This is a genomic window from Mesorhizobium sp. P2_E9, assembly GCF_056403815.1.
In genome coordinates this window covers 267,175-281,464 of sequence record NZ_JBFUET010000005.1, presented here as the reverse complement: position 1 = coordinate 281,464, position 14,290 = coordinate 267,175, and the positions used below count along the sequence as shown (strand labels likewise).

Annotated in this window: 14 protein-coding genes; 9 read left to right on the top strand and 5 right to left on the bottom strand. The window is 63.4% G+C overall.

The window, feature by feature from the left end:
• Positions 1-63: 63 nt before the first annotated feature.
• From AC1D05_RS11595 to AC1D05_RS11580, 4 genes are all read left to right on the top strand, one after another.
• On the top strand, positions 64-996 hold the full coding sequence (locus AC1D05_RS11595; RefSeq protein ID WP_477440870.1) for a VOC family protein: 933 nt from the start codon (positions 64-66) through the stop codon (positions 994-996).
• Positions 997-1,000: 4 nt separating this feature from the next.
• On the top strand, positions 1,001-1,621 hold the full coding sequence (locus tag AC1D05_RS11590) for an alpha/beta hydrolase (RefSeq protein WP_477440869.1): 621 nt from the start codon (positions 1,001-1,003) through the stop codon (positions 1,619-1,621).
• A 2-nt stretch (positions 1,622-1,623) separates the two neighbouring features.
• Entirely contained in the window at positions 1,624-1,923 is a 300-nt protein-coding gene (locus AC1D05_RS11585) for a GNAT family N-acetyltransferase (RefSeq protein ID WP_477440868.1), read from the top strand.
• A 145-nt stretch (positions 1,924-2,068) separates the two neighbouring features.
• Entirely contained in the window at positions 2,069-3,127 is a 1,059-nt protein-coding gene (locus AC1D05_RS11580) for a dipeptidase (protein ID WP_477440867.1), read from the top strand.
• Between the two features lie 7 nt (positions 3,128-3,134).
• Here the strand turns inward: AC1D05_RS11580 and AC1D05_RS11575 are convergent, their stop codons facing one another.
• Genes AC1D05_RS11575 through AC1D05_RS11560 form a run of 4 tightly spaced genes read right to left on the bottom strand, consistent with a single transcriptional unit; the run spans position 3,135 to position 7,820 of the window.
• On the bottom strand, positions 3,135-3,383 hold the full coding sequence (locus AC1D05_RS11575) for a hypothetical protein (RefSeq protein WP_477440866.1): 249 nt from the start codon (positions 3,381-3,383) through the stop codon (positions 3,135-3,137).
• 2 nt (positions 3,384-3,385) lie between these two features.
• The gene (locus tag AC1D05_RS11570; protein ID WP_477440865.1) at positions 3,386-4,645 is read right to left on the bottom strand and encodes an aminomethyl transferase family protein; all 1,260 of its coding nucleotides are present in this window, start codon (positions 4,643-4,645) and stop codon (positions 3,386-3,388) included.
• A gap of 3 nt (positions 4,646-4,648) precedes the next feature.
• Entirely contained in the window at positions 4,649-6,214 is a 1,566-nt protein-coding gene (locus AC1D05_RS11565) for a phytoene desaturase family protein (protein WP_477440864.1), read from the bottom strand.
• A complete protein-coding gene (locus tag AC1D05_RS11560; RefSeq protein WP_477440863.1) occupies positions 6,201-7,820 on the bottom strand; it encodes a phytoene desaturase family protein in 1,620 nt (539 codons plus the stop codon). The genes AC1D05_RS11565 and AC1D05_RS11560 overlap by 14 nt, the downstream gene beginning before the upstream one ends.
• A 280-nt stretch (positions 7,821-8,100) precedes the next feature.
• On the opposite strand from AC1D05_RS11560, the gene AC1D05_RS11555 reads away from it, so the two are divergent.
• The 5 genes from AC1D05_RS11555 to AC1D05_RS11535 all read left to right on the top strand — a co-directional run bounded on the left by AC1D05_RS11555 (position 8,101) and on the right by AC1D05_RS11535 (position 13,210).
• Positions 8,101-8,895 carry a class I SAM-dependent methyltransferase gene (locus AC1D05_RS11555; RefSeq protein WP_477440862.1) on the top strand — a complete coding sequence of 265 codons (795 nt, stop codon included), beginning with the start codon at positions 8,101-8,103 and terminating at the stop codon, positions 8,893-8,895.
• Positions 8,896-8,901: 6 nt separating this feature from the next.
• The gene (gene betI / locus AC1D05_RS11550) at positions 8,902-9,588 is read left to right on the top strand and encodes a transcriptional regulator BetI (RefSeq protein ID WP_477440861.1); all 687 of its coding nucleotides are present in this window, start codon (positions 8,902-8,904) and stop codon (positions 9,586-9,588) included.
• 48 nt (positions 9,589-9,636) lie between these two features.
• The gene (locus AC1D05_RS11545; protein ID WP_477440860.1) at positions 9,637-10,719 is read left to right on the top strand and encodes an ABC transporter substrate-binding protein; all 1,083 of its coding nucleotides are present in this window, start codon (positions 9,637-9,639) and stop codon (positions 10,717-10,719) included.
• 107 nt (positions 10,720-10,826) lie between these two features.
• Positions 10,827-11,903, top strand: a complete 1,077-nt coding sequence (locus AC1D05_RS11540; RefSeq protein ID WP_477440859.1) for an extracellular solute-binding protein — start codon at positions 10,827-10,829, stop codon at positions 11,901-11,903.
• Positions 11,900-13,210 carry a flavin monoamine oxidase family protein gene (locus AC1D05_RS11535; protein ID WP_477440858.1) on the top strand — a complete coding sequence of 437 codons (1,311 nt, stop codon included), beginning with the start codon at positions 11,900-11,902 and terminating at the stop codon, positions 13,208-13,210. Before AC1D05_RS11540 ends, AC1D05_RS11535 begins: the two co-directional genes overlap by 4 nt.
• Here the strand turns inward: AC1D05_RS11535 and AC1D05_RS11530 are convergent.
• Entirely contained in the window at positions 13,174-14,247 is a 1,074-nt protein-coding gene (locus tag AC1D05_RS11530) for an ABC transporter ATP-binding protein (protein ID WP_477440925.1), read from the bottom strand. The two genes, AC1D05_RS11535 and AC1D05_RS11530, sit on opposite strands and share 37 nt — an antisense overlap.
• Positions 14,248-14,290 lie beyond the last annotated feature (43 nt).

The following is a 14,290-nucleotide window of genomic DNA, read 5'->3' as shown; positions in this document are numbered from 1 at the left end:
GGTGTCCTCATATTGGCGGGGACAGCGGCAAGGGCCGCACGAACACAAGGGAAGGAGCAAGACATGCTCGACCAGATCAAGGGCCTGCATCACGTCACCTCGATGGCCAGGGATGCCCGGCAGAACAATGAGTTCTTCACCCACAAGCTTGGCCAGCGCCGGGTCAAGAAGACAGTCAATTTCGATGCGCCTGATGTCTACCACCTCTATTATGGCGACGAGGCTGGTACGCCGGGTTCGGTGATGACCTATTTTCCGTTTCCCAACATCGGCAAGGGCCGTCACGGCGTCGGCGAGGTCGGCACCACGGTCTATTCCGTGCCGGAAGGCACGCTCGCCTATTGGGAGAAGCGCTTCGCCGACGAAGGCGTGAGCGGTGTTTCCCGCGATGAGAGTTTTGGTGAGAAGCGGCTCGGATTTGCCGGCCCCGACGGCGACAGTTTCGCGCTTGTCGAGGACAAGGCAGATGGTCGTGCGCCCTGGGTGAAAGGCGGTGTTCCGGCCGACGAGGCGATCCGCGGCTTCCACTCGGTTTCGCTGAGGCTGAAGGATGGCGGCGCCACCGAGGAGCTGTTGAAGTTCATGGGCTACGAAGAAGTCGATAAATCAGGCACTATCAGGCGGCTTGCAGTGAAGAACGGCAATGGTGCCGATGTCGTCGACATCGAATCGCTGCCCACCGCGGCCTTCGCCGATCTCGGCGCCGGCTCGGTCCACCATGTCGCCTTCGCCGTCGAGAACCGCGCCAAGCAGCTCGAAGTGCGCAAGGCATTGATGGATACGGGCTATGGGGTGACGCCGGTGATCGACCGCGACTATTTCTGGGCGATCTATTTCCGCACGCCGGGCGGCGTGCTGTTCGAAGTCGCCACCAACGAGCCGGGGTTCGACCGCGACGAGGACACCGCGCATCTGGGCGAAGCGCTGAAGCTGCCGACGCAGCATCAGCACTTGCGGCCCTATCTCGAACAGCATTTGCAAAAGCTGGAAGGCTAAGGCCATGAGCAAGGACGCTTATATCAACAAGATGCTGCCCGGTTCGCCGGGCGGTCCCTTGCTTTTCGTCTTCCACGGTACGGGCGGTGACGAGAGCCAGCTCGTCTCGCTGGGGCGCGATCTCGTGCCCCAGGCCACCATCATCTCGCCGCGCGGCGATGTGTCCGAACACGGTGCGGCGCGCTTCTTCCGTCGCACCGGCGAGGGCGTCTACGACATGGACGACCTGGCGCGGGGAACAAGCAAGATGGCTGAATTCGTCAAGGCGCATGTGGAGGCTGCAAAGCCGGCGGCGGTGCTTGGCCTCGGCTATTCCAACGGCGCCAACATCCTGGCCTCGGTGGTGTTCGCCGAGCCTGGGCTGTTCGACGCCACGGTCTTGATGCATCCATTGATCCCGTTCGAACCCCAGGTGAAGGGCAGCCTTGCCGGCCGCCACATCCTGCTGACCGCCGGCAAGCGCGATCCGATCTGCCCGCCGAACCTGACGACGCGGCTCGAAGCCTATTTGCGTGCCGACGGCGCCGATGTCACAGTGGATTGGCACGAAGGCGGGCACGAGGTGCGGCCGAACGAAATCGAAGCGGCGCGGCGGCTCTTCGCCGGTACCGCTCAAGGAGTGTAGACATGCCCGACCAACTGCCTGAAATCGAACTGGAAGATCACGGCTCCAAGGGTCGCTATGTCCTGCGCGGTCCCGGTGGCGCCGAGGCCGAGATGACCTTCACCAAGATCGGCGAACACCAGATTATCATCGACCACACGGAAGTGCCGGATGCGTTTCGCGGCCAGGGTGCCGGGCTTCGGCTCGTCACCCGGGCCGTCGAGGACGCGCGGGCAGTGGGCAAGAAGATCATCCCGCTCTGTCCCTTCGCCAACGCCCAGTTCCGCCGCCATCCGGAATGGGCCGACGTGCTGAAGCGGTAGGGAATGCAGGGACATCATTGACAGGCAGCAGGGGGACGAGAGGGGTGGTCCCCGCTGCCGATTGGCTTTGTCATTTGCCGCGACCGGATATCTTGCCTAGATATGATATATCGCCGTGCCGACAAACGAAGTGAATGATCCCCCTATGACCGAAACAGACCTCGTCCCCGTCTTCGACGGCCACAATGATACGCTGCTGCGACTTTATCAGTCGAAGGACACGGACGTTGAAAAGCTGTTCATCGAGGGGAAGTCGGGCGGTCATATCGACCTGCCGCGTGCGAAAGCCGGCGGCTTTGCCGGCGGCATGTTCGCGATCTTCCCGCCGCCGGTCGAGAAAGCGAGACGCAGCGCCGTACCGTCGGCGCCGAGCGACAGCGAGCCGCTGCCGCCGGAAGTGCCGCGCGCCGATGCACTCAACTCGACGATCGCGATGGCCTCCATCCTGTTTCGACTGGAACGGGCCGGAGCACTGGCTGTCTGCCGCACTGCCGCCGACATACACAACGCGATGGCCAAAGGAACGATCGCCGCTGTGTTCCACATCGAGGGCGTTGAGGCGATCGATCCCGAACTCACCATGCTCGACGTGCTGTATGCCGCCGGCCTGCGCTCGCTCGGCATTGTCTGGAGCCGGCCGAATGCTTTCGGCCACGGCGTGCCTTTCCGCTTTCCATCCTCGCCGGACACCGGCCCTGGTCTGACCGATGCCGGCAAGGCGCTGGTCAAGGCCTGCAATCAGCTCAAGATCATGATCGATCTTTCGCATCTTAACGAGAAGGGCTTTCGCGATGTGGCTGCGATTAGTGATGCACCATTGGTCGCCACCCATTCCAACGTGCATGCGCTCTGCACCCATTCGCGCAACCTCACCGACTGGCAGCTCGGCGCCATCCGCGAGTCCGGCGGCATGGTGGGGCTCAACTTCGCCACTGGCTTCCTGCGCGAGGACGGCCGCATGAATGCCGACACCAGCCTCGACATCATGGTGCGCCATGTCGATTCCCTGTTGCAGGCGCTGGGTGAGGACGGTGTTGGCCTCGGTTCGGATTTCGACGGCGCCATGATCCCGGCGGTCATCGGCGATGTTGCCGGCTTGCCGAAGCTGATCGATGCCTTGGCCGCGCGTGGTTTCGGCCGGGCGTTGATCGAGAAGATCGCTTACCGCAACTGGCTGAGCATGCTTGAGCGTACGATAGGCTGAGGCGACGCTACTGATCGAAGCCCATGCGCTTCAGCCAGTCCTTGCCGACGCCACGGTCGCGGATGATCGGCAGCGGGTTTTCCGAATCGAGCCGCGCACAAATGCGGTAGACTTCGAGCGTCTCGGCGCTCATCTCGTCGCGCTTGTAGAAGAACATGGCGGCGGCGTAGCGCGTGCGGCCCGACCATTTTTCGCCGAGCGGTGTGTTGACCAACTCCCACTGTTCGGCGGCCTCCAGTTCCGCGTCGTCGGCCATGGTCAGAAATCCGCCGGCGGATTGGCGGTGCGGCGGTCGAGTTTTATGAAGGGTCGCGCCACCACCTTGGCCCGCTTCATCAGCTTCTGATACTGCAGCTCGCGCATGGCATAGATCTCCACCCAGAGGTCCTCCACAACAGTATCACCGTAGGGCCGCGCCAGCGAGGCGATGGCGATGTTGCGCTTGGCCATCGGCGACCACATGGCGGCGCTGACCAGCCCGACTTCCTGGCTTTTCTTGTAATAGACGATGGCGTGTTCGGCCGGGATGTTGCCTTCGATCTCCAGCCCGACCAGCACATGGCGCAGTTTGCGTTTGGTACGTGCTTCGAGAATGGCGCGGCGGCCATTGAAATGGCCCTTTTCCGGATCGATCATGAAGCCGAGGCCGATCTCGTCCGGCCTACGCAGGCGATCAGCACGAATGGCATGCTCGGCGGTGGTGAAGTCGGCATTGGCAACGATCAGCCCGGCCTCCAGCCGCGCGCGGTTCAGCGCGGTGTAGCCGATGGCGCGGATGCCGCGCAGCTCGCCCGCCGCCATCAACCGGTCCCACAGGCTCAGCGCCTTGTCGGCTGGCACGAACAGCTCGTAGCCGAGATCGCCGGTGAAGCCGGTGCGCGAGATGGTGACGGTGCCGCCGTCATGTGGGCAATCGGCAAGGTCAAACACTTTGAGTTTTTCCACACCGGCAAAGCCTGCATCGCGCAGCACGGCGAAGGAGGTTGGCCCCTGCAGCGCGAGCCCGGCGACGGCCTCGGTCTCCTCCTCGACGATGACATCGAAGCCAATGGCGCTGTCGAGCAGCCAGGGCAGATGCCGCTCCTGCGAACACAGGCGGAAGCGCGTCGGCGACAGCCGGAACAGCGTGCCATCGTCGAGGACGAAACCCTCGTCATCGCACCATGCCGTGTAGTGGACGCGACCGGGTTTGAGTTTCGTCACGTCGCGCACGGTCACACGATCAAGGAAGGCTTCGGCTCCTAGCCCTTCGATCCGGTATTTGGTCATCGGCGAGATGTCGAACAAAGCCGCCTGGCTGCGGATGGCGAAGTATTCGAGCTCCTCGTCCCACAGCGAATGCGGCGCGCGGTAGCCGGCCCAATTGTACCAGTCCTGGCTCTTGGCCAACGCATCGATGCGCGGCTGGAACGGCGTGCCGAGGCGCAGCGTGCGGAAATGGGATTGCGCGGCGATGCGGGCGGAAACAGCCGCATCGGCTGTTTTTGCAACGGGCTTCTTCGTGGTCGCCTGGGCCATGACCTATCCCTTCATCGCAATGATGCGCCGTGCGGCATTGAGCCCTGGTGCGCCGGAGACGCCGCCACCCGGATGCGAACCGGCGCCGGCCAGGAACAGCCCTTCCAGCGGCGTGTCGTAGCCGGACCAGCCGGAGACCGGGCGCGAGATCAGCATCTGGTCGGCCTGCAATTCGCCATGGTGCCAATGGCCACCCGGCATGCGGTAACGCGTCTCGATATCGGCCGGTGTCAGAAGCTCGGCGTGGACAACGCTTTTGCCGATGCCGGGCGCGTAAGCCTCGAGCTGCGCCATAACCGCCCTAAGGAATTTCGGCTTGCCGGTACCCCAGCCTTCTTTCAGTGCGTAGGGCGCGTATTGCACCACCGCCGACAGCACGCAGGCGCCGGCGGGCGGGAGCGACGGGTCGGCGAGCGAGGGCAGGGTGATCTCCATCACCGGCTCGGGCGAGAACTCGCCATATTTGGACGGGTTGAAGGCGCGCTCGACGTGGTCGGGCGAGGGCGCGATGACCAGCCGGCCCTTGTGGCCGGCTGCATCGACGCCCGTGAATTGCGGCGGCCGGTCGAGTGCGAGGTTGAGCTTGGCGGCATCGCCCTTCATGCGGATGTTTTTCACCTTGCGCACGAAGCCGGTGTCGATCTCGCGCGGTCCGACAAGGTCGAGGAAAGTGGTTGCCGGGTTGATGGCAGAGACCACAGTCATGGCGCGCAGCTCCTCGCCAGTGTCGAGCGCGACGCCGACGGCGCGGCTTTTCTCGATGAGGATTTTTGCCACGGCAACCGATGTGCGGATGGTGACACCGGCCTTCTCCGCCGCAGCGCGAATGGCGGCGACGACGGCGCCCATGCCGCCTTGCGGCAGCATTTGCGCGCCAACCGCTCCGCCGGTCTCACCAGCGAGGCGATAGTAGAGGCCGAGCAGCGAGGTCGGCGAGCGCGGGCCGAGATGGCTACCAAGCGTCGCGTCGAAGGCGAGCAGGCCTTTCAGCCTGATATCGGCAAGCTGTTCGTCAAGCAGGTCGGAGACGTTCATCAGCAGCACGCGCAGGAAGTCGCGCATGTCTTCCTTGCCGAGCTTTTTCAGCGCCAGTGCGGTCTGGCCGAGGGCAGCGGTCTCGATCAGTGACATACCGGCGAGATCGGGCGGCCGGCGAGAGAGGAACGGCTTCAGGATGCCGGCATAGCGCAGCAACTGCGCGCGCAGTTCCTTCCAAGCCGATTGTTCCGAAGAGCTGGCGCCGGTCAGCACTTCACCGTAGGCGCCATGGAGCATAAGCGACGGACCGTCCCTGGATAGTGCAACTGACGGCATGAAGTCGGCGCGGGCGAATTGCAGCCCGTGCTTCTCCAGCTCCAGCGTCTTCACCACATCGGGATGCAGGCGATTCAGCAGATGTGCGACTGACGACGCGCGAAAACCTGGCGCGAACTCCTCGGTGCGCGCCGCGCCACCCACTTCGGCTCCCGCTTCCAGCACCAGTACCTTGCGGCCGGCCCTAGCCAGCGTGGCAGCGGCGACGAGGCCGTTGTGGCCGCCGCCAATGACGATTGCATCAAATGACGTCATGGGCCGGGCTCATATGCGAGGTGGATTTGGCAAGATCGCGCAGGATTTCGGCCGCGGCATTGCGGCCCGGCGCGCCCATGACGCCGCCTCCAGGGTGGGTGGAGGAGCCGCACATATAGAGGCCGCCAACCGGCGAGCGGTACTGCGCGTAGCCCGGCACGGGGCGGTTGAACAGGAGCTGATCGAACGTCAGTTCGCCCTGGAAAATGTTGCCTTCACTGAGGCCGACCTCGGCCTCGATCTCGCGCGGCGTACGTACCTCCATGTGGACAATGAGATCGCGGAAGCCCGGTGAGTACTCCGATATCTGCGCAATCACACTTTCGGCGAAACCATCGCGGTCGGCATCGGTCCATTCGCGGCCGCTCACCTTGGGCGGCGCGTATTGCACGAAGCAGCTCATGAAGTGCTTGCCCGGCGGTGCCATCGTCGGGTCGAGCGTCGTTGGGATGACCATGTCGAGGAAGGGATCGGCCGACCAGCGCCCGGCCTTCCAGTCGTCATAGGCGCGCTCCATGCGCTCCATCGAATCGGTGAAATGCATGTCGCCGCGATAGACCGGCGAGTCCTTCGGCAGTGCCGGGAATTCCGGCAGCGAATCGAGCGCGATGTTGACCTTGCCCGACGAGCCGCGAATCTTGAAGTTCTTCACCCGGCGCAGGAAAATGTCGGGCAGTTCCTTTTCCTCGACCAGTTTCAGGAAGGTGCGCTTCACGTCGGCATTGGAGACGACGAGGTTGCCGTAAATCTCCTCGCCGCCGGCCAGCACTACGCCCTTGGCCTTGCCTCGATTCACCAGCACATGGTCGACCTCGGCGCCGGTGCGGATGGTGCCGCCCGAGGCCTTGAACGACGCGGCCAGTGCCTTGGTCACCGCGCCCATGCCGCCGCGCGCATAGCCCCAGGCGCCAACCGAGCCGTCGACCTCGCCCATATAATGGTGCAGCAGCACGTAGGCGGTGCCGGGCGACATTGGTCCGAGTGCTGTGCCGATAATACCGGACAAAGCGAAGTTCGCCTTGATGACATCGGTCTCGAAATATTCGTCGAGGAATTCCGAGATCGACATTGTCCAGAAGCGCAGTGTCAGCGCCATTTCCTCGGCCGACAGGCCGGCAAATTTCCTGCCGAGATAGAGCAGCTCGCCGAGGTCGCGCGGCTTGAGGCTGGTCGGGTCGGGCGCGGTGCGCATCAGCAGCGGCTGAATGAAACGGCACTGCCGCGTCACGTCGCGGGCGTAGCGGTCATAGGCTTCGGCGTCGCGCCTGGAGAAGCGCGCGAATTCGCGCCGGTGCGCATCATGGTCGCGGTAGTTGGCGAGATAGTCGCCGTCGCGGGTGAACACCGCGCCGCCTTCATAGGAAATGACCTGCAGGCCAAAGCGCGGCAGTTCGAGATCGCGCATGATCTCCGGGCGGAATAATGAGCAAACATAGGAGCAGTTGGAATAGAGGAAGCCCGGCGTCAGCTCGCGGCTGGTGGCGGCACCGCCGACCCAGTCGTTCTTCTCGACCACCAGCACGTCGAGCCCGGCGCGCTGCAGATAGCAGGCGTTGACCAGGCCGTTGTGTCCGCCGCCGATGATGATCGCGTCCCAAGCTTTCATTGTGCCCCAATCTCTTTGTTTCTAAGCAATTACCAGGGGAAAGCGCTGCGCGGTTTCCCGGGAAAACCGCTCACACTTTTCCTGGAATTGCTCTGTGCGATCCGCTGTTCATTTTTGCGTGATCTGTTCCCGAATGCGCGGAATTTGGCACGGTAACGGCCATTCTGTCCAGTCATACTGAATGAATGTTCAACAAATGATGTTGCGTTTTCCCTGACATGCGCTACGCTTTGCCGATATTCGACAGTGCGCAATATCGGCGATTGGGGACCGAGGGCCGATGATCGAAACGGCAGATGCCGAGCCGGAATATGACGACACCGCCATTCGCTTCCTCGAGGCGCTCTGGGGCGATGGATACCTGTCGCCGGGCGGGCCTGATGAGGTCGACCGGGTGGTCGAAGGGCTTTCACTCGGGGGCAAGACGATCCTCGATATCGGCTGCGGCTCCGGCGGCATCACCTTGCATCTGATCGAGCGTCATGGCGCCGCTCATGCCACCGGCTTCGATGTCGAACAGCCGGTGATCGAAGCTGCCAGGCGGCGAGCAGCAGTGCGTGGTCTGGCGAAGCGCACCAGCTTCGTCCAGGCGCCACCCGGGCCATTGCCTTTCACCGATCGCTCCTTCGATGTCGTCTTCTCCAAGGACGCGCTGCTGCATGTGCCTGACAAGGACGCCTTGTTCGCCGAAATCTTCCGCGTGCTGAAGCCGGGCGGCGTCTTTGCCGCTTCCAACTGGATGATTGGGCACGACGGCGAACCGTCGCCCGAGATGAAGGCCTATGTCGCCGCCGAGGGGCTATCCTTCGCCATGGCGTCGCCGGCGCGCTATGCACAAGCGATGCGTGGCGCCGGCTTTGCCGATGTCACCGTGCGCGATCGCAATCCCTGGTACCGGGAGGTGGCGCGCGGGGAGCTCGCGCGGCTCAAGGGGGCGCTCTACACACAAGCCGCCGCGGCGGTCGGCGCCGCCTATGTCGACAAGAACATCCGAACCTGGGAGGCCATGCAGAAGGTGCTTGACAGTGGCGAGCACCGTCCCACTCATCTGCGCGGTTGGAGGCCGGTTGGATAGCCGGCAATGCTGGAGACCGTCACATCCATGAAGACTTCCGAGGCCAAGGACATTCCCGCCGAGACGGCGCTCAAGGGCGATGCCGAAAAGCGCGGCCGCAAGGCTTCGAAGGAGGTCCGTCAGCTGCAGCTGATCGAGGCGACGATCGATTCTTTGGCCAAGCGCGGTTACGCCGAGACGACGATGGCCGATGTCGCCGATGGCGCGGGCCTCTCGCGCGGCATCGTCAATTTCCATTTCGAAAGCAAGGAAAAGCTGCTGATCGCGACGCTGCAGCATATGTATGACGAGTATTCGGCGCATTGGCGCGCCGCCTTGCAGAAGGCAGGCGACGATCCGGCGCGGCAGCTGCAGCAACTGGTGTGGGCCGACTTCGACCGCTCGATCTGCAACAAGCGCAAGCTCGCCGCCTGGCTGGCCTTCTGGGGCGAGGCCAAGTCGCGGCCGACCTACCAGGCTTTGAGCAGTTCGCGCGATAATTATTACCAGCAGGTCTTCATCGATCTCTGCACGACGCTCAAGCAGAGCGGCTCGTATGCCTATGAGCCGCAGGTGATGGCGCTGGCGCTGTCGGCCATGCTGGAGGGGCTGTGGCTGCGGCTGATGATGGGCACCGAGGACACAACGCGCGAAACTGCCTTGCAGGCGGCCAACGCTTTTTTGGCCGCTGCCTTCCCGAAGCATTACGGTTAGCAACAGCCGGCCGCCAAGACCGGCAAGACCAAAAGAGGATGGAACAGCATGAACAAACTTAGCCGACGCCTGACATTGACATTGGCGCTGGGCGGCGCGCTTGCGGCTTCGGCGGCAGCGTTCGCCGTCGCCGCCGACAAGGACCTGATCGTGTTCGACTGGTCCGGTTATGAGGATCCGAGCTTCCACCCGAAATATGTCGAGAAGAACGGCGATTCACCGACCTTCGCCTTCTTCGGTGACGAGGATGAGGCGTTCGAGAAGGTGCGCTCCGGCTTCAAGGCCGATCTCGGCCATCCCTGCTCGCAGAGCGTGACGAAGTGGCGCGAAGCCGGGCTGCTGCAGCCGCTCGACACCTCGAAGATATCAGGATGGAAGGATCTCAATCCCGGCATCATGGCGATGAAAAACCTCGCCACGACCGATGACGGCAAGGCGTGGTTCATGCCGTGGGATTGGGGCAACACGCAGCTCACCTACAACTCTTCCAAGATCGACGCCAAGGACGTGCAGTCGCTGAAGGCCTTCGCCGATCCGAAGTTCAAGGGCCGGGTGTCGATCGGCGACAATGTCGACGACGCCTATGCGCTGGCGAGCTTGGCCATTGGCCTGAGGGACTGGACCAAGATGACGGACGACCAGTTCAAACAGGCGTCCGACTTCCTGCGCCAGGTGCACAAGAATGTGCGTTCCTACTGGACCGACACCACCGACATCGTGCAGCTGTTGAGCGGCGGCGAGGTCGACCTCGCCTGGGCCTGGAACGACGCGACGGTGCAGTCCGTCAAGGCAGGCGTGCCGATCAAGTCCGTAAAGGATACCAACGAAGGCATCTCGACCTGGGTCTGCGGCTATGTGCTGTTCAAGGACGCGCCCGGCAACGTCGACAAGGCCTATGATTATCTGAACGCGGTCAACGATCCGGAGACCGCCAAGGTGCTGGTCAAGGACTGGGGCTATGGCCAGGCCAACGCCAAGGGCATGGCCGGCGTCGATCCGGCGATCCTGAAGGAGAAGGGCTATGACGACGTCCAGAAATTCGTCGACAAGACGCTGTTCCAGTCGCCGCTGCCGTCCGACCTCAAGCTGAAGATGATCGCCGAATTCGAGAAGATCAAAGCAGGCTATTGATCCCGTCTCGACTGCCCGTCCGCCGCCGACATGGCGGGCGGGCCTCGCCAAAGCAGATGATTTCTCCTAACCTCGCAGCAGCTTTTTCGCGATGGGGGAGTTTCACCATGACATCAGTGCTACGCCGCCTTGCCCTTGCCGCAGCGTGCGTGATCGGCGCCGGCGCGGTCTATGCCTGGGCGGAAGGCGGCGGCGATCTCGTGGTGTTCGACTGGTCCGGTTACGAGGATCCGCTGCTGCATCCCGCCTACACCGCCAAACACGGCGCCGAGCCGACCTTCGCTTTCTTCGGCGACGAGGACGAAGCCTTCGAGAAGATGCGGGCGGGGTTCAAGACCGACATTGCGCATCCCTGTTCGCAAAGCGTGGCGAAATGGCGTGACGCGGGCCTGTTGCAGCCGCTCGACACCTCCCAGATTGCCGGCTGGAAGGATCTCAATCCCGGCATCATGGCGATGAAGAACCTCACCACCACGGCCGACGGCAAGGCCTGGTTCATGCCGTTCGACTGGGGCAACACCGCATTGCTCTACCGCACCGACAATGTGACGGCTCAAGAGGCGCAATCGCTGCGGATCCTGGCCGATCCGAAGTTCAAGGGCCGCGTCACCATCGGCGACAATGTCGACGATGCCTACGCGCTGGCGAGCCTGGTCATCGGCCTGAAGGACTGGACCAAGATGACCGACGCGCAGTTCAAGGAGGCGTCCGATTTCCTGCGCCAGGTGCACAAGAATGTCCGTCTCTACTGGACAGACTCGAGTGACATCGACCAGGCGTTCTCCGGCAACGAGGTCGACCTCGCCTGGGGGTGGGGCCAGACACTGATCGCGATGAACGGGCAAGGTGTTCCCGTCGCCATGAACCGCGACACCAAGGAGGGCATGTCGACCTGGGTGTGCGGCTATGTGCTGATGAAGGATGCGCCGGGTAAGCTCGACCAGGCCTATGACTTCCTGAGCGCGGTCAACGCGCCGGATATTTCGAAATACATGGTGACGACGTTCGGCTACGGCCATGGCAACAGTGCCGGCATGGCCGCGATCGACCACAAGGTGCTCGCCGAGCGCGGCTTCGACGACATCGACAAGTTCCTCGACAAGACGCTGTTCCAGCAACCGGTCGCGCCCGAACTGAAGAAGCGCATGGTCGACGAGTTCGAGAAGATCAAGGCCGGCTATTGACGAGCGAACTGGAAAGAACCGACGTCGTCATCGTCGGTGCCGGCTTCACCGGCCTGTCGGCGGCACTTGAACTGAAGCAGGCCGGCATCGATTTCCTGTTGCTCGAAGCACGCGACCGCGTCGGCGGGCGGGTCGAGGCGATCCGGAATGGTCTTGGCGAGCGCATCGACAGCGGCGGCCAATTCCTGTGCGAGGACATGCCGGAAGTGATGGCGCTGGCGAGGGCACGCGGCAAGACATTCGTCGAAACCTATGTCGAGGGTGATTTCATCACCCATCCGTCGATGTCGGCCAAGGACGCCAAGTGGACCTATCACGGCGCCATGGCGATCCGCGAGCGGATGAACGGCATCGAGCCGGACGACCCGTCGATACACGGCATGAGCGTAGCGGCCTGGCTGGAACAGCAGCAGGATCCCATCGATGCCAAGACGGCCTTCCGTTCGATGATCGAAGGCCTGTGGTGCCTGCCGATGGACAGGGTGCCGCTCTGGTACCTGATCGACAATGATCGGCGCATCACCAACGAAGTGCCGGAGCTGCAGTATTCCCTGCGCGAGACGATTCAGTCGCTGGCCGAGGATCTTTCTGCGGATACCGGCGACCAGATGCGGCTGAATGAGCCGGTCCTGCGCATCGAGCATGGGCCGCAAGGCGTTCGTGTCGTCTCGGCCAACGGCGCGATCGCAGCGCGTCAAGTGCTGGTCGCCCTGCCGCCGGCGACGGCGGCGAAGCTCGACTTCGCGCCCGCCTTGTCGCCCTCCCTCGGCCAAGCGCTTGGCGTCTGGGAAAGCGGCGCGGTGATCAAGGTCCTGGTGCGCTATTCCCGGCCGTTCTGGCGCGAGCGGGACTTGAGCGGCATGGTGATGTGGCGCGACCTGCCGGGACTGTTTGCCTGCGACGCCAGCAAGGACGCGGAGCATGCAGCGCTCGTCGTTTTCATCGGCGGCCCGCTCGCGCTGCGCTGGCGGGCGCTGAGCGAGGCGGCACTTCGTGCGGAAGTGACCGCCCGATTGCAGCAAGCCCTTGGGCCGGATGCCGGCGATGCCATCGATTTCAGTTCGCGCGACTGGATACAGGACCGCTGGAGCGGTGGCGCCTACAGCGACCTCATCGTCGAGGTGACGGCCAGGCATGCCGAGCGGACGATTCTTGCTGGTGCACCACCAGTCCATTTCGCCGCTTCGGAACTGTCGCCGTCATTTCCGGGCTATGTCGAAGGCGCGATCGTTGCCGGACGCATCGCCGCGCGCAAGATCGTGGCGCAGCTTCAGTCCCCCATCGCCACCAGAGCCTCGGGATCGTAGGCAAGGCGGATCGGGGTGCCGACCGGAATGTCGTCGGCGCCGAAATCGTTGGTCTCTGTCACGGACAGCGGCTTTTCCAGGCCCGGTATTTCGACGATCAGATGGGTGATCTCGCCGAAATAGTGGCGTTCGACCACTTTGCCGGCGACCTCGAATTTTGCCGTCGCATTGTCCCACAGCACGCGCAGACGCTCGGGCCTTATACCGAGCGTGGCGGCGGCGCCATTGCGCACGAAGGCCTTCGGCTTGTCGGTCTTGACGCGGCCGAAGCCAAGCGTGTCGACGACCAGCGAGGTGCCATTCTCCTCGACGATCTCAGCCTTGACGAAGTTCATGCCGCCGAGGAAGTCGGCGACCTGGCGGTTGACCGGCCGCTGGTAGATTTCCTTGGGCGAGGCCACCTGCGCTATTCTGCCGCCGAACATCACGGCGATGCGGTCGGACATTGCGAGCGCCTCATACTGGTCGTGGGTGACGAGCACGAAGGTGATGCCGACCGCCTGCTGCAGGCGGCGCAGTTCGACCTGCATCTGCTCGCGCAATTTCTTGTCGAGCGCCGACAGCGGTTCGTCGAGCAGCAGCACCTTGGGGCGCATCACCAGCGCGCGGGCGAGCGCCACACGCTGGCGCTGGCCGCCGGAAAGTTCTGTCGCCAGACGCTTGCCAAGTCCGGTCAGCGACACCTGTGCCAGCGCCTCCTCGACCCGGCGTTTTTCCTCGCCGCCCTGCAGTTTCAGCCGCTTCAGCCCATAGGCGACGTTCTGCTCGACATTGAGGTGCGGGAAGATCGCATAGCTTTGGAAGACCATATTGGTCGGCCGGCGGTTGGCCGGGATGCCTTCCATCGGCTGGCCGCCGACGGCGATCGAACCGCTGGTCGGGTTGTCGAAGCCGGCGATCATGCGCAGCAGCGTGGTCTTGCCGCAGCCGGACGGGCCGAGCAGCGAGAAGAATTCGCCTTCCCTTATGGTTAGGGACGCGTCGTCCAGCGCCTTGAACGATCCATAGCTGCGGGTGACGTTGCGGATCTCGATCATCGACCGATCAGATTGGGCCCGATCGGATTGGGGGCGCTCGATC